Origin of the sequence: Kitasatospora sp. NPDC050463 (genome assembly GCF_040655255.1) — a bacterium.
Lineage (GTDB): Bacteria > Actinomycetota > Actinomycetes > Streptomycetales > Streptomycetaceae > Kitasatospora.
Genome location: NZ_JBFAJO010000027.1, coordinates 69,428 through 94,061, shown reverse-complemented (window position 1 = coordinate 94,061; position 24,634 = coordinate 69,428). Strand labels below are relative to the sequence as shown.

At 73.2% G+C, this 24,634-nt stretch carries 18 protein-coding genes; 11 read left to right on the top strand and 7 right to left on the bottom strand.

What is annotated here, in order from left to right:
* Positions 1–204: 204 nt before the first annotated feature.
* The 3 genes from AB0J08_RS19040 to AB0J08_RS19030 are packed head-to-tail and all read left to right on the top strand — an operon-like array spanning position 205 to position 7,618.
* Entirely contained in the window at positions 205–2,673 is a 2,469-nt protein-coding gene (locus AB0J08_RS19040; RefSeq protein ID WP_360634969.1) for a discoidin domain-containing protein, read from the top strand.
* Between the two features lie 32 nt (positions 2,674–2,705).
* The gene (locus AB0J08_RS19035) at positions 2,706–6,905 is read left to right on the top strand and encodes an NEW3 domain-containing protein (RefSeq protein WP_360634966.1); all 4,200 of its coding nucleotides are present in this window, start codon (positions 2,706–2,708) and stop codon (positions 6,903–6,905) included.
* Complete coding sequence (locus AB0J08_RS19030; protein ID WP_360634963.1) at positions 6,902–7,618, top strand: hypothetical protein; 717 nt, start codon at positions 6,902–6,904, stop codon at positions 7,616–7,618. The genes AB0J08_RS19035 and AB0J08_RS19030 overlap by 4 nt, the downstream gene beginning before the upstream one ends.
* Before the next feature lie 276 nt (positions 7,619–7,894).
* Here the strand turns inward: AB0J08_RS19030 and AB0J08_RS19025 are convergent, their stop codons facing one another.
* On the bottom strand, positions 7,895–8,488 hold the full coding sequence (locus tag AB0J08_RS19025) for a DUF4291 domain-containing protein (RefSeq protein WP_360634960.1): 594 nt from the start codon (positions 8,486–8,488) through the stop codon (positions 7,895–7,897).
* Between the two features lie 196 nt (positions 8,489–8,684).
* The gene (locus AB0J08_RS19020) at positions 8,685–9,482 is read right to left on the bottom strand and encodes a maleylpyruvate isomerase family mycothiol-dependent enzyme (protein ID WP_360634957.1); all 798 of its coding nucleotides are present in this window, start codon (positions 9,480–9,482) and stop codon (positions 8,685–8,687) included.
* A gap of 218 nt (positions 9,483–9,700) precedes the next feature.
* Between AB0J08_RS19020 and AB0J08_RS19015 the strand changes: the two genes are divergently transcribed.
* The gene (locus AB0J08_RS19015; protein ID WP_360634954.1) at positions 9,701–11,269 is read left to right on the top strand and encodes an APC family permease; all 1,569 of its coding nucleotides are present in this window, start codon (positions 9,701–9,703) and stop codon (positions 11,267–11,269) included.
* Between the two features lie 29 nt (positions 11,270–11,298).
* Here AB0J08_RS19015 and AB0J08_RS19010 read toward each other — a convergent pair whose 3' ends face one another.
* Positions 11,299–11,754 (bottom strand): MarR family transcriptional regulator, encoded by a 456-nt coding sequence (locus AB0J08_RS19010; protein ID WP_360634951.1) that lies wholly within the window; start codon positions 11,752–11,754, stop codon positions 11,299–11,301.
* 108 nt (positions 11,755–11,862) lie between these two features.
* On the opposite strand from AB0J08_RS19010, the gene AB0J08_RS19005 reads away from it, so the two are divergent.
* Positions 11,863–12,840, top strand: a complete 978-nt coding sequence (locus AB0J08_RS19005; protein WP_360634948.1) for a zinc-binding dehydrogenase — start codon at positions 11,863–11,865, stop codon at positions 12,838–12,840.
* Positions 12,841–12,859: 19 nt separating this feature from the next.
* On the opposite strand, the gene AB0J08_RS19000 is transcribed toward AB0J08_RS19005, so the two are convergent.
* Positions 12,860–13,273, bottom strand: a complete 414-nt coding sequence (locus AB0J08_RS19000; protein WP_360634945.1) for a MarR family transcriptional regulator — start codon at positions 13,271–13,273, stop codon at positions 12,860–12,862.
* Between the two features lie 81 nt (positions 13,274–13,354).
* Positions 13,355–14,203, bottom strand: coding sequence for an NAD(P)H-binding protein (locus tag AB0J08_RS18995; protein WP_360634942.1), 849 nt, complete (start codon positions 14,201–14,203; stop codon positions 13,355–13,357).
* A gap of 100 nt (positions 14,204–14,303) precedes the next feature.
* Here AB0J08_RS18995 and AB0J08_RS18990 point away from each other — a divergent pair, with 100 nt between their 5' ends.
* Together AB0J08_RS18990 and AB0J08_RS18985 are read left to right on the top strand one after the other, a co-directional pair.
* Positions 14,304–14,798 (top strand): MarR family winged helix-turn-helix transcriptional regulator, encoded by a 495-nt coding sequence (locus AB0J08_RS18990; protein ID WP_360634939.1) that lies wholly within the window; start codon positions 14,304–14,306, stop codon positions 14,796–14,798.
* Positions 14,799–14,905: 107 nt separating this feature from the next.
* Positions 14,906–15,166, top strand: a complete 261-nt coding sequence (locus AB0J08_RS18985; RefSeq protein ID WP_360634936.1) for a GlsB/YeaQ/YmgE family stress response membrane protein — start codon at positions 14,906–14,908, stop codon at positions 15,164–15,166.
* A gap of 147 nt (positions 15,167–15,313) precedes the next feature.
* Here AB0J08_RS18985 and AB0J08_RS18980 read toward each other — a convergent pair whose 3' ends face one another.
* Complete coding sequence (locus tag AB0J08_RS18980; protein WP_360634933.1) at positions 15,314–16,645, bottom strand: cytochrome P450; 1,332 nt, start codon at positions 16,643–16,645, stop codon at positions 15,314–15,316.
* A 245-nt stretch (positions 16,646–16,890) separates the two neighbouring features.
* Here AB0J08_RS18980 and AB0J08_RS18975 point away from each other — a divergent pair, with 245 nt between their 5' ends.
* Both AB0J08_RS18975 and AB0J08_RS18970 read left to right on the top strand, forming a co-directional pair.
* Positions 16,891–17,595, top strand: coding sequence for a hypothetical protein (locus AB0J08_RS18975; protein WP_360634930.1), 705 nt, complete (start codon positions 16,891–16,893; stop codon positions 17,593–17,595).
* 158 nt (positions 17,596–17,753) lie between these two features.
* Positions 17,754–18,590: a hypothetical protein gene (locus AB0J08_RS18970; RefSeq protein ID WP_360634928.1), complete on the top strand. Its 837-nt coding sequence runs from the start codon at positions 17,754–17,756 to the stop codon at positions 18,588–18,590.
* A gap of 97 nt (positions 18,591–18,687) precedes the next feature.
* Here the strand turns inward: AB0J08_RS18970 and AB0J08_RS18965 are convergent, their stop codons facing one another.
* Entirely contained in the window at positions 18,688–21,900 is a 3,213-nt protein-coding gene (locus AB0J08_RS18965) for a M28 family peptidase (protein ID WP_360634925.1), read from the bottom strand.
* Positions 21,901–22,319: 419 nt separating this feature from the next.
* Here AB0J08_RS18965 and AB0J08_RS18960 point away from each other — a divergent pair, with 419 nt between their 5' ends.
* Both AB0J08_RS18960 and AB0J08_RS18955 read left to right on the top strand, forming a co-directional pair.
* Complete coding sequence (locus AB0J08_RS18960; RefSeq protein WP_360634922.1) at positions 22,320–23,729, top strand: helix-turn-helix transcriptional regulator; 1,410 nt, start codon at positions 22,320–22,322, stop codon at positions 23,727–23,729.
* Between the two features lie 104 nt (positions 23,730–23,833).
* Entirely contained in the window at positions 23,834–24,298 is a 465-nt protein-coding gene (locus tag AB0J08_RS18955; RefSeq protein ID WP_360634919.1) for a rhodanese-like domain-containing protein, read from the top strand.
* The last annotated feature ends 336 nt before the right edge of the window (positions 24,299–24,634 follow it).

Sequence of the window (24,634 nt, the reverse complement as noted above, 5' to 3'; positions counted from 1 at the left end):
CCACGGGTACCTCTTGCGGCCGCGTCGTTCGCCGCAGCGCGAACGTCCGGCGCCGCGGCCCCGGGGCGATGCCGCGCGACCGCGTCCGGCCCGGTCACCGCCGCGCGTGCCCCCTCCTGTACAGCGCCACCGACGCATGCACCCGAGCCGCCCCGCCACGGGCGGCCTCGCTCCCACCGTCCTCCGCTCGATCGGAGCCACCGCATGTCACGACGCCTCCCCCTGCTGCTGAGTGCCGCCCTCGGGGCCGCCGTCCTCGGCGCCGCGCCCACCGCCCACGCGGACGCCCCGGCCGCCCCTTCGGCCGTCACGGCCGCCGGCGCCCCTTCGGCCGCCACAGCCGCACCCGGCAATCAGCCCTATGCCTCGTACTGGTACCCGAACACCATCCTGAACTGGGACCCGGCCACCGACCCGGACGCCCGCTTCAACCGGTCCCGCGTCCCGCTCCAGCCGCGCACCAGCGACCCGGCGCTCAAGGCGAACCCCAACGCCCGGGCGGGCGAGGGCAAGGTCGCCTCCCTGGTCTCCTTCGGTCCGACCTCCAACAACCCCTCGCAGGGCTCGGCCGACCCGAACTACTACGCCTTCGGCTACTGGCAGTACGTCGACAAGCTGGTCTTCTGGGGCGGTTCGGCCGGCGAGGGCCTGATCCTCGCCCCCAACCCGACCGTCATCGACGCCGCGCATCGCAACGGGGTCAAGGTCTACGGCACCGTCTTCTTCCCGCCCGCCGCCTACGGCGGCCAGCTCCAGTGGGTCCGCGACTTCGTCCAGAAGTCCGGCACCCGCTATCCCGTCGCCGACAAGCTCACCCAGGCCGCCCAGTACTACGGCTTCGACGGCTGGTTCATCAACCAGGAGACCGGTGGCGGGGATCCGGCGCTGGCCGGCGAGGTCCGCAACCTCATGCAGTACACCAAGGCGCAGACCGGTACCGAGTACATGTGGTACGACGCCATGACCGAGTCCGGTTCGGTCTCCTGGCAGAACGCGCTGACCTCCGCCAACGACTCCTTCCTCCAGGACGGTGCCAAGCGGACGTCCGACTCGATGTTCCTCAACTTCAACTGGAGCGCCCGCGGCCTGGATTCGTCCCGCTCGCTGGCCCGGGGCCTCGGCCGCAGCGAGTACGACCTCTACTCCGGCATCGACACCGAGTCCAACGGCTACAACACCGGCGTCGACTGGAACGCGCTCTTCCCGGCCGGCAAGGCGCACACCACCTCGCTCGGCCTCTACCGCCCCGAGTGGACGTGGAAGTCCGCCACCGACCGCGCCGACTTCTACGCCAAGGACTCCCGCTACTGGGTCGGCGCCAACAACGACCCGTCGAACACCACGACCTCGTCGAGCTGGAAGGGCCTGTCGACCTACATCGCCGAGTCCTCGCCGATCACCGCGAAGCCCTTCGTCACCAACTTCTCCACCGGCCAGGGCGACTTCTACAACGCGAACGGCAGCCGGGTCGCGACCGGCGGCTGGAACAACCTCTCGGTCCAGGACGTCCCGCCCACCTACCGCTGGCTGGTCTCCTCCGCCGGCACGAAGCTGACCCCGTCCATCGACTTCACCGACGCCTACGAGGGCGGCTCCTCGCTGCGCCTCAGCGGCAAGCTGGACGCCACCAACACCGTGCGCCTCTACCAGAGCAAGCTGCCGGTCGCGGCGGACAGCAAGCTCTCGCTGGTGCTCAAGACCCCGGCCGCCGGGGCGACCGGCCTGAAGGCGGCGATCTCCTTCGCCGACGCGCCGAGCACCTTCACCACCCTCGACCTCGGCGCCAACACCGGGACCGGGTGGGAGCGCCACACCCTCGACCTTTCCGCCTACGCCGGCCGCACCATCGCCCAGATCGGCCTGCAGGCCGAAGGCTCCAACCCGGCCTACGATCTGAGGATCGGTCAGCTCGCCGTCTACGACGGCTCGGTGGACGCGCCCGCCGCGCCGACCGGGCTCAGCGTGCTCGGCGCCAGTGACGTGGTAGCCGGCTCCAGCCAGTCGCTGCGGCTCTCCTGGACGGCCTCGGCGAGCGGCTCGGTGCACCAGTACGAGCTGTACCGGCGCAATGCCGACGGCAGCCGCGGCTACCTCGGTGCGACGCCGTCCGACGCCTACTTCGTCAACAAGCTGGAGCGGGCCGGGACGGAGAGCAGCACCACCGTCGAGGTGGAGGCGGTCTCCACCGAGTACGGCCGCTCGACCGCCGCCACCACCACGGTCTCCTGGACGGGCACCCCGCCCGTCGGCGGCAACCTGGCGCTGAACCGCCCGGCCACCGCCTCCGGCCAGTGCAACGGCAACGAGACCCCGGCCAAGGCCGTCAACGGCACCGTGAACGGCGGCAACAGCGACAAGTGGTGCACCACCACGTCGAGCAAGTGGCTGGAGGTGGACCTCGGTTCGGCGCAGCCGCTCACCAAGTTCGTGGTGAAGCACGCCTCCGCCGGCGGTGAGAGCTCGGCGTACAACACCCGGGACTTCACCATCCAGGTGCGCAACTCCACGGCTGACGCGTGGACCACCGTCGCCGCCGTCACCGGCAACATCGCCGGGACCACCACCCACCCGGTGACCACCACCGCCCGCTACGTCCGGCTGTCCGTGACCAAGCCGACCCAGGGCTCCGACCCCGCCGCCCGCATCTACGAGTTCGAGGCCTGGGGCGCGTAGCCCTTCCGTACCTTCGTGAAAGGACCCACCCCGTGCCGGTCACCATCACCGCCGTCGAAAGCACGGACCTCTTCACCGGCCCCGAGGACGCGCCGCGCCAGCTGCTGCGCGTGACCCTCGACGGCCCGTCCGCCCGGATCGCCGTCACCGGCCCGGGCGTGCACGGCGAGGCGGCCGGTACGGGGCTGGTCGAAGTCCCCCTGGAGATCACCGGCGCCGCTGTCGGCGCACGGCTGCCGGTCACCGTGACCGCGGACGGCGCCGCGGCCGAGGGTGTCGTCGAGGTCGCCGAACCCGGCTGGACGATGTACCTGGTCTCGCACTTCCACTACGACCCGGTCTGGTGGAACACCCAGGCCGCCTACACCTCGCCGTGGGAGCTGCTCTCCGCCGACGCGACGACCCGCCCGCTCTGGGAGCGCAACGGTTTCGCGCTGGTCGACGCGCACCTGGACCTCGCGCTGCGCGACCCGGTGTACAAGTTCGTACTCGCCGAAGTCGACTACCTGAAGCCCTACTTCGACCAGCACCCGGAGCGCCGCGAGACGCTGCGGCTGCTGCTGGAGCGCGGGCAGGTCGAACTGGTCGGCGGCACCTACAACGAGCCCAACACCAACCTCACCGGCGCCGAGACCACCATCCGCAACATCGTCTACGGCATCGGCTACCAGCGCGACGTCCTCGGCGGCGATCCACGGACCGCCTGGCAGCTGGACGTGTTCGGCCACGACCCGCAGTTCCCCGGCCACCTCGCCGCCGCCGGGCTCACCGGCAGCGCCTGGGCGCGCGGCCCGTTCCACCAGTGGGGCCCGATCCAGAAGAACTTCCGCGAGGCCAAGGACGACGCCCGGGTGATGCAGTTCCCGAGCGAGTTCGAGTGGATCGCGCCCTCCGGTGACGGCGTGCTCACCCACTACATGCCGCACCACTACTCGGCCGGCTGGTGGATGGACTCCTCCGCCGACCTGGCCACCGCCGAGCAGGCCGTCTACGAGCTGTACCGCAAGCTCAAGCCGGTCGGCGCGACGAAGAACCTGCTGCTGCCCGTCGGCACCGACTACACCCCGCCGAACAAGTGGGTCACCGAGATCCATCGCTCCTGGGCGGAGAAGTACCTGTGGCCCCGGTTCGTCTGCGCCACCCCGCGTGACTTCCTGGACGCCGTCCGCGCCGAGCTGGCCGCCACCGGCCGCCGGCCCAGCCCGCAGACCCGGGACATGAACCCGGTCTACACCGGCAAGGACGTCTCCTACATCGACACCAAGCAGGCCCAGCGCGCCGCCGAGGTCGCCGCCGTCGACGCCGAGAAGCTCGCCACCCTCGCCACCGTGCAGGGGCTCGGGCGCTACCCCGAGGCGGCGCTGGACAAGGTCTGGCGCCAACTCGCCTACGGCGCCCACCATGACGCGATCACCGGCTCGGAGTCCGACCAGGTCTACCTCGACCTGCTCGGCGGCTGGCGCGAGGCCTACGACCTGGCCGCCGACGTCCGGGACCGGGCGCTGGACGCGCTCACCGCGCGGATCGACACCGCCGGCATCGGCTCGGCCGTGGTCGTCACCAACACCCTCTCCTTCGACCGCACCGACCTGGTCGCCGTCCGGCTGCCGCAGGGGCAGCCGCGGGCCGTCCGGGTCCTGGACGACACCGGCGCCACCGTGCCCAGCGCCGTCGACCGGGGCACCCTGCGCTTCCTGGCCGCCGACGTGCCCGCACTGGGCTGGCGCACCTGGCGGCTGGTCGGTACCGGCGACGGGGTCGAGGACACCGCCTGGTCGCTCGCCGACGGCCACACCGTCGCCAACGCCCGCTACCGGGTCACCGCCGACCCGGCCCGCGGTGGGGGACTGACGTCCATTCGGGATCTGCTGCACGAGCGCGAGTTGATCCAGCGCTCCCGGATCGGCAACGAGCTGCGGGTCTACGAGGAGTACCCGCAGCACCCCGACTTCGGCGAGGGCCCCTGGCACCTCGTCCCCAAGGGGCCCGTCCTCGGCTCCGGTGAGCAGCCGGCGAGCGTGCGCCGCGAGACCGGCCCGCTCGGCGAGCGGCTGGTGATCGCCGGCACCGTCGACGGCGTCCGCTACGAGCAGACCGTCACGCTCTGGCAGGGCGTCGACCGGGTCGACTGCCGGACCAGGGTGGTCGACTACTCCGGCGCCGACCGGCTGCTGCGGCTGCGCTTCCCGGTCGACCTGCCCGGGGCGCTGCCGGTCAGCGAAGTCGCCGACGCGGTGATCGGGCGCGGCTTCGCCCTGCCCGACGTCGACTCCGCCGAGGCTCCCTGGACCCTCGACAACCCGGCCAACACCTGGTTCGGCCTGGGCTCCACCGCCCGGGTCGTCCTCACCGACCCGGCCGGCGCGCCGCTCGGCGAACGCGCCCTCGGCGTCGCCGAGGTGGTCACCCCCGACCTCGACTCGGCTGCCGATGCCCGCGACCTGGTGGTGGCACTCGCCCGGGTCGGCGTCACCGCCACCACCTCCGGCGCGGACTGGGCCCGCTACGGCTGGCTTGATGTCGACTCCAACCTGCCGGACTTCCGGATCGTCCTGGGTGGCCCCGAAACCAACGCCGGCGCAAGGGAGTTGATCGACCGCGCAGGCGAGGAGTACGCCACCCTGCTCAAGACGCACGGCGCCGTCTGGGTGCCCGCGCTCACCCCGCTCGCCGAGGTCTGGCAGCCCGGCGCCGACCTGCGCGACCTGCGCGCGCTGCCGGCCCTGGTGGTGGCCGACCCGGCTCCGCTCGTCCACGACCTCGCCGACGCCCGGATCACCGCCGTCTGCCCCGGGGTGCGCCACCCGTCGGAGCAACTCACCGACCACACCGTCGGGTTGCTCAGCTTCGGCCTGCCCGGCTTCGCGGTCGACACCACCGGCGCGCTGCACCTCTCGCTGATGCGCTCCTGCACCGGCTGGCCCTCCGGCGTCTGGATCGATCCGCCCCGACGTACCCTTCCCGACGGCGCCTCCTTCCAACTCCAGCACTGGACGCACGAGTTCAGTTACGCGCTGGTGGGTGGCGCAGGGGACTGGCGAGCCCAGGCGCTGCCCGCCCAGGGCCAGGAGTTCAACCACCCGCTGTACGCCCGGATCACCGCCGCCCGGAAGGGGCCGCTGCCCGCCACCCTCTCCTGGCTGCGCGTCGAACCGGCGCGCGAGGTGCTGGTGGGTACGGTGAAGCCGACCGGCAACCCGATCGCGCAGGGCTCGGCCGCACCGACCGGTGAGCAACTCACCGTCCGGCTGGTCGAGTCCACCGGCCTCGGTCGCACCCCCACCCTCGGCGGCGCCCTCGGGCTGACCGACCTCCACCGCGCCGACCTGCTGGAACGGCCGTTGGGACCGATCGACCTGGACCTCGCGGGCTCGCAGATCGCCACCGTGCTGGCCCGGCCGAGCGTGGCCGCCGACCCGGCCGGCCCGGTGCTCGGCGCGGTCACCGAGGTGGCCCAGCCCGTGCATGCCCGGTACTGGCTGCACAACCGGGGCCCGGCGCCACTCGGCTACCTCCCCGTGTCGGTCGGCGCCTCACCCGGCCTGCTGCGGACGGCCGCCTCGGGCGAGCCGGTCGAACTCTCCGTCGCGCTCTCCTCCCAGCTGCGGGACGCCGCCGTGGAGGGGGCCGCGCTGGTGCTGCCCCCCGAGGGGTGGACGGCGAGCCCCGGCGCCCGGCCCTACCGCCTGGAGCCGGGCGGACACCTCCGCTTCCCGGTCACGCTCACCCCGCCGGCAGAGGTCGAACCCGGGCTGTACTTCGCCGCCGTCCGGATCACGCACGACGGGCAGCAGATCGAGGACGTCGTCACCCTCGCCGTCGGCGACCTCCCCGACCTCCTGCCCGTCCCGGGCGAGACCCCCGAGGACTGGACCGCCGCCCAGGGCACCAAGTCCGCCGAGGGCCGCGACACCGGCCTCACCGTGACGGCCGGCTCCGAGTCGCTGAAGGTCGCCCCCGGCGGCCGGGCCACCCTCGCCGTCCACCTCGCCAACCGGACCCGCGGCGAGATCCGGGGCGAGCTCCAGCTGGTCTCACCGTGGGGCACCTGGGAGGCGGTCGGTGCCCCGGTCCGCGGCTTCACCCTGGCCGCCGGCGCCGAGCAGACCGCCGCCTTCGAACTCGCCGCCCCCGAGGACGCCGACCCGGGCGCGTACTGGGCACTGGTCAAGGTGATGTGGTTCGGCCGCTGCCAGTACTCGCCGGCCGTCGCCCTGGTGGTGCAGCCGTGACCGCCGACGCCCTCGGCCTGCTCGACGGCCACCCGCTGCCGCGCACCGAACTCGACCGCCGCCTCGCCGCCCTGCGATCCGGCCCACGCGCCGCCGCCCTGCCACGGCCCGGAAGCTCCGAGGACCGCCAACTCACCCGCTGGGTCGCCCAGGTGGTGCTCACCGAGGAGCTGTGCGCCGCCGTCTGCACTGAGCGCGGTCTGCCGCTCGCGACTGACACCCCCGCCCGGCTCGACCAGCAGGCCGCCGTCGAACTCGGCTCGATCACGGCGGCCGCCTATGAAGACAGCGCGGCGGTACGGGCGGTGTACGAGGCGGTCACGGCGGACGTCCGGCCCCGACCGGACGAGGTGGCCCACTACCGCGCGATGACCGCCGGCCGCCCCACCGCTGTCCTCTGGCACCTCACCCTCCCCGACGGCGGCACCTTCGAGGCCGACCCGGAGACCCTCCCGCTCGCCCTCGCCGCCGCCCTGCGCGCCGCCGCCCCGGGCGAGTGGGTCACGGCGGGCGGCTGGACCGCCGCCCGCCACACCGAGCTCCCCGCACCCACGCACCCCGATCCCGACCCGACCCCCACCGTCCGTGCCGCCGCCCGCCGTGCCACCTTCGTCCGCTGGCTCGACCACGCCCGCGCCACCCGCCTCACCCTCCTCCCCGGCCTCGAACACCCGGGAGACCCCGCCCAACCGGACAACCACCACCGCCACTGAGCCCGCCTGTTGAGGTGCGCCGGGCCCGCCGCGCTCGGCACCGAGCGCGGCGGGCCCGGCGGCACGCCGCTGCCCCATGCTGGCGTCGCCACCACCGGCCGATGGCCGCACGCACTGTTCTCGGCGGACAGCCAGGCAACTCACACTGACGCCCGGAAAGGGCCTGTTGTAGTGCCGACACCGACACCCGCTCAGAGGGCGAGTCATGCAGCTCCATGGACCGTCTCAAGCGGGTGGCGACAGAGCAGCCCGTAGTCCCGGCTGGTCGGGGACGGCTCAGCCACGCAAATGGGCCAGAAGCGTGTCGCTCGCCGGGTAGGGGCGTGCTGCGGGAAGGAGTTGCTGAGCGGCGTCCAGAGCCCCGTCCCTTACGTGGGCATGGATCGCATGCGCGAGCGCGGTGACGTCGTTGATCGAGACGATCCACCTCTCTGCGTAGCGCTCAGCGGCCTCGCCGGCGAGGCCGAGTTGCAGGGAGCGGTGAGGGAGCGGCTGCAGGTGCAGATCGCGTTCGGGGTCCCACTGCACTCGGGCCGGGGCTCGCTTCAGCCGGCGCTTCCAGGTGCCGCGGTCGGGATGCAGCCCGTGTTCGTAGTGGGCCAGGCAAGCGTTGGCCAGGGCCCATTCGAAGCCCTCGCGGGTGATTTCGATCGCCAGGACGGTCTCCTGGCCTTCCTTGCTCGCCCACCCGCAGCGATACATCATCCAGAGGAACGACGGTTTGATCCATGTCATCCGGTCCCTCTGCCAGGCCGCGGGAAAGTGACCGTCCTGTGCGGCGGGCAGGCCGATCTCCCGTGCGTATGCCTGGTAGACGGTCACTGTGGAGGCCGTGTAGAGGGCGCGGATCCGGTGCTTGGGTTCTGACACGGTGACCAGAGTCGACGTTCGGTCGGCTGTGCGCCATCGAATTGCCAGGCCGGATGTCAGCGCCGATGGCAACCGGGCACCGGCCCACCAGTGGGCGGCGAACGTGGACCGTGGTGGACCGCGCCTGGAAGACGCTTCGAGCCGGTGGAGGAGTGGCTCGGAGCGCACAGGCGCGGCCGATCGCCCCCGCTACGTCCTACACCTCCGGCTCCCAGGCGCGGAGCAGGTCGAGCAGCCCTGCGTCTCCGTCAACGTGCAAGGAGGCGGCCGGGATGCGGTCGTACAGGTAGATGATCAACTCGCTGGCCGTGCCATGGATGGAGACGCCGGCTGCGTCCGAGTCCTCGCCGGTCGCGGCGGTGGGCGCGTGGATGCGGGTGGAGCGTGCGCCGTCGCCGTCGACCGTGAGGCGCCAGGAGCGGCCCTCGGTGGCGTGGAAGTCGAAGGTCGCGGGCTTGTGCGGCCAGGCGCTGGACGTCGCGACGCAGGTGAACAGGAACTCCTCCACACCGTCGAGTGCCACCTCGACCGGCAGCGGCTGCGGAGCGCCCCCGGCGAGCTGGGCGTCGTAGGTGTGCACCGCGCTCTCCTGGACCCGGTGCCGGGCGACTCCGCCAGAGGTCCGCGGCGTCTGCAGGCCACTCCACCACGCCCAGCAGTCGGCGTCCGGGCCTGCCTCGCGCAGGGTGCTCAGCAGAAGCTGCGTCGAGGCGGCCAGCCAGGCCAGCAGGGCCTCGCGCTCCCGCGGTACTTCCAGAGCGGCGCGCGCAGCGACGGCCTCGGCCGGGGGACCGTCGGCAGGCCCCGCGCCGACGATGGCGGCCCAGAAACGGTCTCCCCCACCCAGGTGCTTCACCAGGTCGAACAGCGTCCACCCGGGGCAGGTCGGCACCTCTGCGTCGAGAGTCGGCGCGGCGGCGACCGCGGAGCGGAAGGCGGTCGACCGTTCATCGATCAGTCGCAGCAGGTCGGGGAACTCAAGATTCTTTTCCACGCCGAATGTCTATCACCGGGCTCCGGTGATCGGACAGCGATTTTCACGGTCGCCGCCGGTCGGCCATGGCCGCGACGGCGTGGGATCCGTCGATCGGCCGCCGCCGGCCGGGCGGGCCGGGCACGGGCGTCGGCAGTATGGTCGGTTCAGGGTGATTTGTCTTACCCCGTGACCGGGCCCGACGTCCTCGGGCCGGTCGGGGGGAGGAGGTGGGACCGATGGCGCGCTCCTCCGACGGCCCGGCCCGGAGTGTCGCGCCCCTGGCGACCGGCTCCGGCGCGGGCGAGAAGGGGCTCAAGACCGGTGCGCTCGGTCTGGTGTCCTCGATCGCCATCGGGCTGGCCTCCACCGCCCCCGCCTACAGTCTCGCCGCCACGCTCGGCATCATCGTGGTGGGCGTCGGGTTCCAGGCTCCGATCGTCACCGTCCTGGCGTTCATCCCGATGCTGATGATCGCCTACGCCTACAAGGAACTCAACGCCTCCGATCCCGACTGCGGCACCACGTTCACCTGGGCCGCCCGGGCGTTCGGGCCGCGTACCGGGTGGATGGGCGGCTGGGGGATCATCGTCGCCGACATCATCGTCATGGCGAACCTGGCGCAGATCGCGGGCGTCTACGGGTTCCGGCTGGTGGGGCTGGACTCGCTGGCCGACAGTACGGTCTGGACGTCGATCGCCGGCGTGGTCTGGATCATCGTGATGACGGCGATCTGTTACATCGGCATCGAGATCTCCGCCGCCCTGCAGCGCTGGCTGCTCTCGATCGAGGTGGTGATGCTGGTCCTGCTGTCGGTCACCGCCCTGGTCAAGGCCTACGGCAGCGGTGCGCCCGCCACGGCGGCCCACGTCAGCGGCTCCTGGTTCAACCCCTTCGACATCCCCTCGGCCGGTGCCTTCACGGCCGGGATGCTCGCCGCGGTCTTCATCTACTGGGGCTGGGACACGGCCGTCTCGGTCAACGAGGAGACCGCCGACGCGAAGCGCACCCCGGGGCGCGCCGCGGTGATCTCCACCGTGCTCTTGCTGTTGATCTACACCCTGGTGTCCACCTCGGCGCTGGCGTTCGCCGGGATCGGCACTGAGGGCATCGGCCTGGGCAACGAGGAGAACTCCGGGGACGTGCTGTCCGGTCTCGGTGACGCGGTCTTCGGCACCGCGGGTTTCGGCGGGTTCCTCAGCAAGTTGCTGATCTTCATGGTGCTGACGTCGGCTGCCGCCTCCACCCAGACCACCATCCTGCCCACGGCCCGGACCTCCTTCTCGATGGCGACGCACAAGGCCGTCCCCGCCGTGTTCGGCCGGGTGCACCCCCGCCACCTCACGCCGACCTGGTCCACCATCGGCATGGGCCTGGCGTCGATCGCCTTCTACGTGCTGCTGACCGCGATCAGCGGCAACGTGCTGGCGGACTCCATCGCGTCGGTCGGGCTCGGCATCGCCTTCTACTACGGTCTGACCGGTTTCGCCTGTGTCTGGTACTACCGGCGGGTCCTGACCAGGAGCGTCAAGGACTTCGTCTTCAAGGGGCTCGTACCGCTGGCCGGCGGCCTGGTGCTGCTCTACTTCTTCTGCTACGCCGCCTTCGACGTCTACGCCGACCCCGACTACGGCTCGACCTCGATCGATCTGCCGCTGATCGGGGAGACCGGCGGCGTGACCGTCATCGGCATCGGCGCGCTGGTGCTGGGCGGTGTGCTGATGCTGGTCCAGTGGGCGGTCCAAGGCTCCTGGTTCCGCCACCCCGACGTGCCGGTGAGCGCCGCCGGCCCGGCCGACGCGCCGTAGCCGGCCGGGCACCGCGTGCGCGAACCCGGTCAGCGGCTCCGGCCGGCCGGGGTCTGGTCGACGAGGACGGCGGTGGCGCGCTCCAGGAGTTCGACGAGCGAGGCGTGTTCGGCGGGCGTGAACGCGGTGGTGAGGGCGCGTTCGAGCACGATCACCTCGTCGTACGCGCGGTCCAGGACGTCCCGGCCCTGGTCGGTCGGGGTGGCGATCTGGACCTTGGCGTGCGTCGGGGAGGGTGCGCGGCCGATGAGCCGCTTGCCTTCGAGGTTGCTCAGCACGCTGGCCATGCTCTGCTGGGTCACTCCGCAGGCGCGCGCGAGCTGGGCGGCGGACATCCCGCCCTCGCGGGAGAGGGTCAGCAGCACGGTGTACTGCGTCATGGTCAGACCGTGGCCGCGTAGGACCGCCTCGTGGTGCGCCATCAGGGCCTGTTCCGCGCGCCGGATCCGGGTGCAGAGGTACTCGTCGACCGGGACGTCCGGCATGTTCCCACTCCTTCGACTCAGCTTCCTGTGTTGACACAGGATCCTGTGATACCTAGTGTCGCCCGTGCTGTGAAACAGGATACTGAGTCAACGCAGGGGGCTGTCACCATGAAGGCGATCATTCTCGACATCGACGACACGTACCGGGTCGACGAGGTCGGCGAACCCGTACCCGGCCCCGGCGAGGTGGCGGTCCGGGTGGCCTTCGCCGGAATCCAGTGGGGGGACACGATGGTCCGGGACGGCCACTTCGCCGTGCCGCGCCCCTTCGTCCCCGGCTTCGAGGCGTCCGGCCACATCAGCGCCGTCGGCGCGGGGGTGCCGCGGAGCCGGGTGGGCGAGCGGGTGGTCGCCCTGACCACGGCGGGCGCGTACGCCGAGACCGTGGTGGCGCCCGCGGCGCTCGCCCTGCCGATCGGCGACCTCCCGCTGCGGACGGCGGCGGGATTCGGTTGGGGGACGCCCACCGCCCATGACCTCGTCAACGACGCCGCCCGGGTCCGGCCCGGCGAGAGCGTGCTGATCCACGCCGCCGCGGGCGGGGTCGGCACGCTCGCCGTCCAGTTCGCCGGGCTCGCCGGTGCGGCCCGGATCGTCGGTGTGGTCGGCAGTGCGGCCAGGGCCGAGTACGCCGCCCGCTTCGGCTACCACCGGGTGCTGCTGCGCGAGGAGTTCCCGGACGGGCTCGGCGAGGAGCGGTTCGACGTGATCCTCGACCCGGTCGGGGGTCGGACCCGCCGCCACAACCTGCGCCGGCTCGCACCGCACGGCCGGCTGGTGGTGTTCGGCAACATCGGCGGCTACGAACCCGTCGAGGTCGACGCCAACGGCCTGCTCATGGACGGGAAGTCACTGGTGACCCACAACGGCGACCTGCTGGCGCGCACCCACCCCGAGCGGCTCGCCGCCACCGCCCGCCGGGCGCTGGACCTGCTGGCCCGGGGGGAGGTCCGCCTCGACATCACCGCCGAGTACGGGCCGGACGAACTCGGCACCGCCGTCCAGCGGTTGCTCGACGGCCGGACCAACGGGAAGAGCATCCTGCGGGTCGAGGGCTGGGGCGACGGCGCGGCGGCGCAGAGGTAGCGGGCCCCCGCGGGCCGGTCTACCGGCCCGCGCCGGTCTCCAGATTGCGGGTCATCCGCTCCAGGACCGTCACGGCGGTGCGGTACTCCTCGGGGGAGATTCCGGCCGCCGACCGGGCGCGGAAGGCCTCGACGCGGACGGCGACCTCGGCGAGGCGGGTGCGGCCGATCTCGGTGAGGGCGAGGTGGCCCGGGGCCGGGCGGGCGGCCCAGCCGTCGGCGAGGACGGCCGTGACGGCGGCGGTCAGGTCGGCGGCTCGGGCGTTGGCGGCGAGCACGGCCAGGACGGTGGCGTCGGTGGCCTGCGGGTCGTCGTCGACGACGTTGAGGACCTGCCAGCGGAGCCGGGTGAGGCCGAACTCGGCCAGCAGGGCGTCCATGGCGCCGGTGAGGGCCTGATCGGTGCGGTTGAGCCAGTAGCCGATGGGTTTCATGCGGGACTCCCTGGGTGTCGCGGGCGGGGCCGGGTGGCGCCCGGCGGGTCGGTGCACGGAGCCGGGCGGTGCCCGGCCGGGTCAGTGCGCGGCGGTGAAGGCGGCGGCGTTCTCGCGGGCCCACTGCCGGAACGGGCGCGCGGGCCGGCCGAGCAGCGTCTCGGTGGTGTCGGCGACGACGGCGGGGCCGTGGCGGTCGGCGGCCTCCCACAGGTCGAGCAGGGAGGAGACCATCGGCGCGGGCATGTGGTGGCCCAGCTGCTGCTCGGCCTCCGCGCGGGTGATGTGCTCGACCGGGACGTCGCGGCCGAGGGTGTCGGCCAGGATGGCGAGCTGCTCGCGGAAGCTGAGCGACTCGGCGCCGGTCAGGGTGGGGGACGTGCCCCGCAGGGCCTGGCCCGTCAGGGCGGCGACGGCGATGTCGGCGATGTCCTCGGGGTGGATCGGCGCGATGTGCGCGCCGGGATAGGCGAGCTGGACCGGCATCGACCGGCCGATGGACCAGGCCCAGCCGAGGGCGTTGCTGGCGAAGGCGTCCGGACGCAGGAAGGTGCAGGTGAGCGCTGATGCGGCGAGAGCCTGCTCGACCCGGAGGCTGTGGCTCGCGAGCGGGTCGTCCGCGGCGTCGGGGCCGAGGACCGAGGAGGAGGAGAGCAGGACGACGTGCTCGACGCCGGCGGCCTCGGCGGCCGTGATCAGCTCGTGGATGCCGGCGGGCTGCGGATAGAGGAAGACCTGGCGGACGCCGCCGAGTGCGGCGGTGAAGGTCTCGGGCCGGTCGAGGGCGAGTTCGGCGACCTCGACGCCGGCCGGAACGGTCAGTTCGGCGGGGCTGGCGCTGGCGGCGCGGACGGTGTGGCCGGCGGCGTGGAGGCGGTCGACGACGGCTCGGCCGATCTTGCCGCGGGCGCCGGTGACGAGGGTCTTCATGAGTGGCTCCATTCGTTGCTGTAGACATATGCATGCTGACATGCATGTAATTTCATGTCAACACATGTCTTCGAAAGGTCATCCGGATACGATGGGCGGCATGACCAAGCACGAGCCGCAAACGGCCGATGAGCTGCTGAACGCCGTCGGCCCGGCCTTCGGGAAGCTGCGCCGTTCCTCGCTCCTGGAGGTCGAGAATCCGATCTCCCAGAAGGACCTGAGCCGCACCCTGGTGCTCAACATCGTCCTGGAGGCCGAGCAGGGCGACGCGGGTGAGGTCACCGTCGGCGCGGTGGCGGAACACCTGGGCGTGGACCCTTCGGTGGCCAGCCGGATGGTGTCCGACTCCATCTCCGCCGGCTATCTGGTCCGCGCCGCCTCCCAGCAGGACGGCCGCCGCACCGTCCTGCACCTCAGTCCCGAGGGCCGGGAGCTGATGAGCCGCTTCCGCCGGCACCAGCGCGCGGCCTTCGAGCAGGTCACCGGGGACTGGACCGAGGGTGAGCGCCTGGAGTTCGCCCGCCTCATGCTGCGCTACGTCGCCGCGCAGGAGGGGCTCCGCCGGCGGACCGCCGAGCGGGACGCCGCACGCTGAGCCGCCCGGCCGAACGACGGGCAGGCATGACGGGGGTGACGGCGGGGCAGGCGAGGGGGCGTCCCGGTCGACCGGCCGGGAGCCCTGCCAACAGGGAGGTTGTTCCCATGACGCTGATCTGGGCGCTCGTCGTCGGACTCGTTGTCGGTCTGCTCGCCAAACTGGTGCTGCCGGGCCGTCAGCCCGTTCCGCTCTGGCTGACGATGCTGTTGGGGCTGGTGGGCGCACTCGCCGGCAACGTGCTCGCCTCCGCGCTCGGGGTACGGCACACGGGCGGCGTCGACTGGATACGGCACCTGCTCCAGGTGGCCGTGGCCGCCGCCCTGATCTCGGCCGTCACCCCGGCCTACCTCGGCCGGCGCCACTGACGCCGCAGCCATCGAACGCGGACGTCACCCACGCCCGGAGGGGAGCGGCCCGGCCGCTCCCCTCCGGGCATCGCCCGCGTGGTGGTTCACCGCCCCCGGTGGGCGGTGAACACGTCGGCGGAGCGCCGGCCCCGGCCCCGGCCCCGGTCACTCTCCCGCGAGTGTGGCCGGGGCCGGGCCGTCGGGCCGGACGGTGATGCTGTAGGCCGCTCCGCCGGGGGTGCTCAGGAAGCGGGGTGAGAACGCCGGGAGGAGGAGTTCGAGCAGGGCGGTGGTCTCCCGCAGGGCGAACTGGGTACCGAGGCAGGCGCGGGCGCCCAGCCCGAAGGGGTAGTAGGCGCCCAGGTGGGCGGGCTTGCGGCCGGGAGAGGTGAACCGGGCCGGGTCGAAGCGCTCGGGGTCGGGCCACAGCTGAGGGTCGCGGTGCGTCAGATAGGGGCAGACCAGCAGATCCGTGCCGGCCTCGATGCGGTGGCCCGCCAGGGTGTCGGCCTCCAGCGCGTGCCGGGGCAGGATCCAGGCGGACGGGTAGAGCCGCAGCGTCTCGCTCACCAGCGCCTGCACCGCCTCGCGGCGCTCGGCCGAGCCCTCGGGGCCGGCCGCCAGCGCCCACGCGCGGGCCCCGGGGTTGCCGTCCAGCAGGAGGAAGAGCCAGGTCAGCGTGGTGGCGGTGGTCTCGTGCCCGGCGACCAGCAGGGTCACCAGCTCGTCCCGGATCAGCCGGTCGGTGTACTCGGGGTGCTCGTCTGCGGCGTCGATCAGGACCCGCAGCAGGCCGTCCCCCGCCGGATCGCGCCGGGCGGCGTCGATCGCGGCGTGCGCGACGGCGTCGATCCGGGCCAGGTCGTCGGTGACCGCCTCCCGGGCGTCCGCGCCGTCGGCGGGCAGCGTCGGCAGTGCCGCCACCACGCGCGCCACCGAGGCGAGTTCGCGGTCGGTCCGGTCGTCCAGCGGGCGGCCGGTGAGGGCGCGCCAGATGGTGTCGAGGGCGAAGTGCCGCATCTCCTCGCCGACGTCGAACTGCTCCCCGGTGCGGGCGTACCCGGCCCAGCGGTCGGCGGCGCGGCGGGCGGCCTCGGCGATCCGCTGCTCGTAGCGGCGCATCCCGGTCCCGGTGAACTGGGACTGCAACAACCGCCGTTGGCGCTTCCATGCCTCGCCGGTGGCGGACAGGACCCCCTCGCCCGCCAGCATCCGGGCCCGGTGGGAGCGCTTGACGTAGCGGTCCGGATGCCGCCCGAGCACCTGCTGTACCGCGTCCGGGTCGGTGACCAGGACGGTGGGTTGCGGCCCGAGCCGGAACGCCGCGACGCCGCCGAGCCGTTGCCGCGCCACGGCGAGCAGCTCGATCAGGTCGGACTGCTCGGCCCGCCACCGCGCGACGGTCTCGGCCGGCAGCTCGGGCACGGGCCGGGCCGCCCCGTGGGCGGGTGGCGGCCCGGGGACGGAGGCGGGGGCGGGGTGGGCTTGGGTGGCCACGGCGTGCTCCTCTGCCGAAGGGACCGACCACTCGGACGGCTGCTGCGCGCACCTGACTGTACGTCAACGTGCGGTCACCGGTCAGGCCGTGTCCCGGACCGCACCGCCGCTCCGGCCCCGGGCGGGGCGGGACGGGCGGGGCGATGCCACCCGGGCGGCGGACAGTCACAGCGTGTGCGAACCGGTAACCTTCGGCGAGGCCGACCCGGCCCGCACCGTTAGTTGCCCACCGATGGGAGAAACGCATGCCCGGGACCCCGCCCAGCACGCCCCGTCCTCGCGTCGGCAGACCGGCCCGGTGGCTGGCCGCCGCCCTGCTGCTGCCGGCGCTGGCCGCCTGCGGCGGGGGAGGCGGCGGCTCCGGGTCCGGGGCGGCGAGTTCGGCGGCCGGCGGCGCCGAGCCGGCGGACACGCCCCCGGCGGAGGGCTCGGGGCAGCAACCCCAGGACAAGCGGACGGAGGCGGGCGGCAACCAGGGCGGGTTCACCGGCGCGGGCAATGTGTCGGCGAGCGCCACCGGAATCTGGCCGACGGCCCATCTCACGCTCACGAGTTCGGTGACGAGCGCCTTCACCGCCAAGGTGACCCAGGTCAATGACTGTGCCGGTGGCGCGAAGTCCTCGGGATCCACGAGTGTGGAATTCGACGGAGGCAAGGCAACCGCCACGGTCTCCCTGCCGGGCCCGAAGCCGACCACCAGCAGCGTCAAGGTCTGCTTCACCCTGACCGCGGGCGGAAAGAGCCAGTCGATCCAAGCCACAGAAGGGTTGACGGTGCCGGACACAGGCGCCGAGAACGGGGGTGGTGAGAACGGCGGGGGTGGTGAGAACGGCGGGGGCGGTGAGAACGGCGGGGGCGAGAACGGGGGGAGCTCGGCGGGCAGCACCGCCGGGGGTGACGCCGGAACCAGCGCCGGCAACGTGTCGGCGGGCAGCGGGAGCACACCCTGAGCCCTGCGGAGGAGGAGCCACCCGCCGCCGAGCCCGCCGCCACGGCCGAGCAGCCCGAGCCCGCCGCCACGGCCGAGCCCGCCGCCACGCCCGAGCCACCCGAGCCCGCCGCCACGGCCGAGCAGCCCGAGCAGCCCGAGCCGTCCGCCGGCCGCTCGTTGAGCAGCTGGCTCGGCCTGATCACGACCTGGGTCGCGCCGACCACCCTCATCACCGCACTGCTGTTCTTCTTCGGCTTCGCCTACACCGACTCGCTCTACAACTACTTCGGCCTGGACGCCGCGACGATCGGCTTCGGCACCCAGGACCTCCTGCTCCGTAGCTCGCCCGCGCTGTACCTCCCGGCCGGGGTGCTGCTCTGCGGCGCCCTGCTGGCCGCGGCCACCTACCACCTGGCGACCCGTGCCGTCCGGGCCGGGCCGGACACCGGCAGGGTCGTCGGCCGGGCGTGCCGAGCCGTCGCGGTGCTGGTCGTCCCGCTGGTGGTGCTCGGCTTCCTGGCCGGGTTCGAGGTGATCGACGCGGGGCCGATGGGTACTCCGCTGTTGCTCGGCGGCGCGCTCCTGCTGGTCGTGCTGGCCCGGCTGCTCGCCGTCCGCACCACCGGCGCCCCCTATCCGCTCACCGGCGAGCGGGCGGCGCTCGGCATCAGCACCGCGCTCATCGTGCTCTGCTCGTTCTGGGCCGCCGGCGGCTTCGCCCATCAGAAGGGGAAGGCGGACGCCGAGCGGCTGGCCGCCAACCTGGCGCTGCGCCCGGCAGTCGTCCTCGACACCACCGAGCGGCTCTACCTCCAGTGGTCCGGGGTGGACGAGCGGACGCTGCCGGACGCCGCGGCGGGACAGCGGTTCCACTACCGCTACCGCGGCCTCCGCCTGCTGGCGCAGGCCGACGGTCGGATGTTCCTGATCCCGCGGGACTGGACGTGGGAGGAGGGCAATGTGCTGATCCTCCCGGTGGACGCCAACGTCCGGATCGTCTTCCACCCGGGCTGATCCGGTGCCCGCGCGCGGACGCGGCCGTGCCGCGGCTCGTCCCCCTCGACGAACCGCGGCACAGCCTGTCCCGCACCTCAGGAGCGGATCCGTCCGCTCAGATCTGCTGCCAGAGGGCCGGGACGATGTTGGGCTCCCAGCCGACCTGGGCGGTGTGGCCCTGGATGCAGCGGTAGCTGACGCCGTTCCAGGTGACCACGTCGCCCGCCTGGTAGGTGGTGCCCGGCGTCCAGGTGCCGCCCGGGTTGCCCGGGTCGGTACCGACCACCAGCGAGTAGGTCGTGCCGTGGACGGTCGACCCGGTGCCGGTCACGGTGAGGGTGTAGGTGCCGGCCGCGGTGCCGGAGCCGACCGCGACGGAGAGCGTCGCGGAGGAGCCGGACTGCACCGAGGACGGGCTGACGGTGGCCGTGACACCGGCCGGGGCGCCCGAGACGGACAGGTTCACCGTCTGGGCCGAGCCGGAGGTGGTGGCCGTGGAGACGGTGGCGCTGGTCGAGCCGCCCGGAGTGGCGTTGCCGGTGGTGGGGCTCACCGCGACCGAGAAGTCGTTGGTCGGGATGGGACCGCTGCCGACCGAGGTCTTCCACAGGGTGTACGCGACGCCGTCGGCGCTGCGGTCCAGCGCGGTGGCGTTGATGTTGCTCGTGGTGTCGCACGCCTGGTGGTAGCAGGAGTCGTACGCCCGGTTGGCGGTGCCGCCCCACTTGGCCGCCTGGGCCGCCGTCTTGACCGCGCTGGCGCCGGCCGCGTAGCCGGAGGTGGGGATGCCGCCCTGCTGGAAGGAGTAGTCGTCGGAGCGGCCCTGGCCCTCGACGTTCTCCTCGGGCTGGATGCCCAGGGAGTCCCAGTAGGCCTTCATCGGGGCGGAGGCGGTGGAGTTGATGTTGTTGATGAAGTAGCCGGCGTTGGGCGAGCCGACCATGTCGAAGTTGTAGTAGCCCTTGATGGCGCCGCGCTGGGTGGAGCCCAGCTGGTTGACGTAGTACTGCGAGCCCTGCAGGCCCTGCTCCTCACCCGTCCACCAGGCGAACCGGACGTGCCGGGTCAGGGTGGGGTTCTGCTGGGCGAGCGTCAGCGCGTTCTCCAGCAGGACGGCGGAGCCCGACCCGTTGTCGTTGATGCCGGGGCCGGCGCCGACGCTGTCCAGGTGCGCGCCGAACATGGTGACCTGGTCGGCCGGGCCGCCCGGCCAGTCCGCGATCAGGTTGTTCGAGCTGTAGGTGCAGGAGGTGCAGGTCTGCTCGCTGACGGTGTAGCCGGCGGCCTGCAGCTTGCCCTTGAGGTAGGCGAGCGACTGGCTGTGGCCGGCCGTACCGGCCCGCCGGGTGCCGCCGGTCTGGGTGGCGATGGTGTTGAGCTGGCTCAGGTGCGCCTGCACGTTGGCGACGCTGATGTCGGGAACGCCGGGGTTGGGGTTGCCGCCGCCGACGGTCAGCGTGTACTGCGCGGTGTGCGTGGCGGAGCCGGTGCCGGTCACCGTGATGACGTAGGTGCCGGGCGTGGCCGAGGAGGAGGCCGAGGCGGTCAGCGTCGCGGACGAACCGGCCTGCACCGAGGTCGGGCTGACCGAGACGGACACGCCGGCCGGGGCGCCGGAGACGGCCAGGTTGACGGCCTGCGCGGTGCCCGAGGTGACCGCGGTGCTCACCGCGGCCGTGGTCGAGGCGCCGGGCTGGACGGAGCCGGACGCCGGGTTGACGGCCAGCGAGTAGTCGTTGTTCCCGCTCGGCGTGCAGGTCGGCTCACCGCTCTGGGCGGTGATGCTGACCGCGTCCCAGGCCGCCTTGGCGCGGGTGTACAGGGTGCAGCCGGGGTCCAGGCTCTTGGCCGCGGTCAGGGTGGCCACCCGGTACTTCTTGTGCGTCATGCCGCTGGTCTTGAGCAGCATGCCGCCGTAGAAGATCCGCCCGGCGTCCTTGATGCCGACGCCGGTCACCGAGGAGTTGTTGCAGGTCGGGCTGGTGGGCTTGCCACCGCCCGGGTTGGAACCCTCGGAGAGCAGGTAGAACCAGTGGTTCAGCGGGCCCGCCGCGGCGTGCACCTCGGTGTTCGGGATCGAGGCCGAGTAGCAGTTCGGGTTGTTGCCCACCAGCGAGGGGTTGTACATGTTGCGGATCGGCCCGTTGCCGACCAGGTTGATCATCTCGCCGACGGTGTAGTCGGGATTGTCGTACGGGGCGGGCTCGTTGGCGTACGCCTCGGTGAGCGCGCCGAAGATGTCGCCGGTGGCCTCGCCGAGGCCGTTCTCGTTGTTGGCGCCGCCGGGCGTGAACTGGTCGATGCCGTGGCCGAACTCGTGGCCGACCACGTCGACGGCGGCGATCCACTCGTTGGCGTTGTTGTGGCCGATCGAGACGGAGGAGCCGTCCCAGTAGGCGTTGACGTCGTTCAGGCCGACCTTGACCGGCCAGCTGCCGCCGTTGCCGTTGTGGCCGTTGCGGCCCAGCCAGTCGCGGAGCATGTCCCATTCCTTCTGCGCCGCGAACATCACGTCGGCGCAGCCGGTCTCCTTGCTGGTCGGGTTGCCGGTGCCCCAGGAGTCGCTCGACTTGGAGAACACCTGGCCCGAGCCGTAGTCCGCACAGCTCAGCCCGGAGCGGTTCGGGTCGCGCAGCGAGTAGGTGCTGCCCGAGGCGGTGGTGCTGATGGTGACCGGGGACGGGCCGTTCCACTTGCTGTTCGCGGTACCGGCCTTGACGTCGTCGTACTTGTCGATCACCTCGCCGGTGCGGGCGTCGACGAAGACGTGCAGCCGGCTCGGGGCCGCGGCGGTCCGGCCGGTGAGCACGGTCTCCCAGGCGAGCCGCCCGGTGCCGTCCTGGACCTTGACCACCAGGCGACGGGTGTCGACGCCGTCCACGGCGGCCAGTCCGGCGCGCGCGGTCTTCTCCGCGTCGGCGGCGCTGATCAGCGGTGCGGTCGTCAGCGGGGAGACGGCGGCCCCGCCGACCGGCCCGGTGGCCGCGGACTGGAGGCCGCGGACCTTGCCCTGGCCGTCGGCTATGACCACGGCGTCGCCGCCGACCACCGGCAGGCCCCGGTAGCTGCGCTCGTAGGCGACCGAGTAGAGGCCGCCGAGCCACGGGGTGACGGACTGGCGCTCGTACGTCTCGCCCGGGCCCTTGGCCAGGGCGTCCAGGCCTGCTGCGGCCGCCTGGTCGGCGGCGGACACGGCGGCGGCCAGCGCGCTCGGCGGAGCGCTCACGGCCGGACCCGGCTCGGCGGCGGCCTGCCCGACCGCGGTGGCGGTGAGCATGCCGGCCAGGACGGTCAGGGTGGTTCCCGCCGTCAGTAATCTGCGTTTCATTCCGGGGCTCCTCGAACGTGGGGGTGCTCGACCGCGGACGACGTGCCTGTCCGGCGCTCACCGCGGGCCGCATCGGGGGACGGCCGTTGCGGGCGTCCGCGTTCGGGTGCCGGAACCCTCACACGCCGTCATGCCCCGGTCAACGGGTCCGGCATGGCATTCGTGCGGTTGGCAAGTTCTGTCAAGCTGCGGGTTTTGTGGAGAGGTTGAGACCAAGAGGTTGAGACCACCTCATGTACGGAGGGCGTCCGGTCCAGTACCGTCCTGTTCATCGGAGGGACCGGAACCGACCCGCCGGGACCGTTGGCCGGTACCGAAACCCGCCGGGACCGTTCACCGGAACCGGCCCGCCAGGACCGTTCACCGGAACCGGCCCGCCGGTACCGACCCGCCGGAACCGATCTCGGGAGGGCAGCCCCGTGCACCGGAACCACGCCGACGCACCGCCCGCCGGTTCGCCGCCGGCCGACGCGCTCTGGCGGGCCTTCGGCGCCCGCCTGCGGCACTGGCGCCGGCGCGCCGGCCTCACCCAGGCCCAGCTCGGCGCCGAGATCGGCTACGACCACACCGCCGTCAGCAAGCTCGAACACGGCGCCCGCCGGACCACCCTGCGGATCGCCGAGCGACTGGACGGCCTGCTGACCGCCGACGGCGAGCTGCGCACCGCCTGCCTGCGCGCCGAGGAGGGGGACGCGGGGGAGTGGGACCGCCCCGCGCCGCCGGCCCCGCCGGCACCGGCGGGCTGGGCCCGCCACCCGCTGCCCGGCGGCCCCGCCACCTCCGAACCGGCCCTGCCACCGTTCGCCGCCGGCGGACCGCCCCGCCGCCTGCCCGACTACGGGCTGCTCTGCCCGCTGCACGGCGCGGCCGGCTGCGCCGTCCCCGAGGCCGGCGAACTGGCCGTCCTGCACGCCGCGTTCTGCGCCGCCGACCCGGACACCGCGCCGCCGCTGGACCCCGACACCGCGCACGCCCTCACCGGCCTGCTCGCCGCCCACCTGCGGGCCGGCGAGGCGCCCGCCGGACCGGGCACCGCCGCCGTCGAGGAGACCCTGCGGGTGATCCTGCGCCGGCTCACCGGCACCATCGACGCCCGGGCCCGCCGCCCGCTGGCCCGGCTCGCCGCCGAGTACGCGCACGCCGCGGGCGGGCTGCGCATGCAGCACGGCCGCAACGCCACCGCGATGGCCTGCTTCGACCGCGCGCTCACCTGGTCCGAACTGGCCGACGACCCGGCCACCCAGGTTGCCGCGCTGAGCGACATGAGCACCCTGGCCCGGCTCGACGGGGACCCGGCCGCCGCGCTCGGCTACGCCCGCGAGATCGCCCGTGCCGCGCCCGGCCGGCACTGGGCCGGCGCGATGTCCCAGGTCGGCCAGGCCCGGGCGCACGCCCTGGCCGGGGACGTCCGCGCGACGGTCCGGCACATCGCCCGCGCCCGGCTCCACCTCGACCACATCGGCGAGCACGACGAGACCGACGCGCCCTGGCTCTCCATCGCCTCGATGCGGCTGCGGGTCGAGTCGGGTGCGGCCGCCGCGCTGCGCGACGCGGCCGCCGCCGTCGGGGACCACCGGCTCGCGCTGCGCGCCGTGGACGCCGCCGACACCGCGCTGCGACTGCTGGCCCCCGACCAACTGCCGACCACACGACTGCTGTTCACCATCCGAATGGCCGACTGCCACCTGTGCGCCCACGACCCGCAGACCGCCGTGGCCCTGCTCGCCCCGGTGCTGGACGACGCCGCGACCGCGCTGCCCGCCCTCGCCCGGCACGAACTGCGCGGGGTGCGCGCCCGGCTGGGCGCTCACGGGTTGGCGGTATCTTGACGAAGGTGGGCGATCACGCCGCTCGAGGACCCCGCCCCCGGTGGGCGAGGATCGAACCACCGCCGAACAGGGCGGGCCCCGGTACGAGTTCGAGGAGCACCCCGATGACCGCCAGCGCCGTTCTCAGCGTCCCCGCCGCCGACCCGGCCGTCGCCGCCGCGCACTTCCTCGCCCGCCTCTCGTTCGAGGCCGACGTCTCGGATGTGCACGCCGACCTGGCCGCCGGCGTCCCCGGCGTGGTGGTGGTCGACTCCCGCAGCGAGGCGGCCTGGGCACAGGGCCGGATCCCGGGCGCGGTGCACATTCCCACCGCTCGGATCGCCGAGCTGGCGCCGCTGCTGATCGACCCCTCGGCCACGGTCGTCACCTACTGCTGGGGCCCCGGCTGCAACGGTGCCACCCGCGCCGCCCTCGCGTTCGCCCGGCTCGGCCACCCGGTCAAGGAGATGCTCGGCGGCTTCGAGTACTGGGCCCGGGAGGGCTTCGCCTACGACACCGACCACGGCACCGAGCAGCGGCCGGTGGACGACCTGACCGCCCCCCGCTCGGGGATCTCCTGCGCCTGCTGACCCGATCGGCGGTGGCGGTGGCGGTGGCGGTGGCGGTGACCAAGGCCCGGGCCTGGCGGCCCGGGCCTTCCGGCTGCCCGGGCGCGGTGGCCGTTCGGGGCGCTTCGCGTCGTTCAGGCCGTTCGGTGGGTGCGAGGGGTGAGGGGGTGCGAAGGGTGTGAGGGGTGCGGTCGGGGCAGGGCCGGGGCGCCGTTCCACCGGGCCGGTGTGGCCGCGGTGTTGCGGCCCTGTGGCGCGCGGTTGCGGGAGGCCGCGCAGGCGTTGAATCGCTGGTCGGGGCGTTGATTGATCGTCTCCGGCTTCCTAGACTCGGGGACGGCGAAGAGCGCCGGTCGC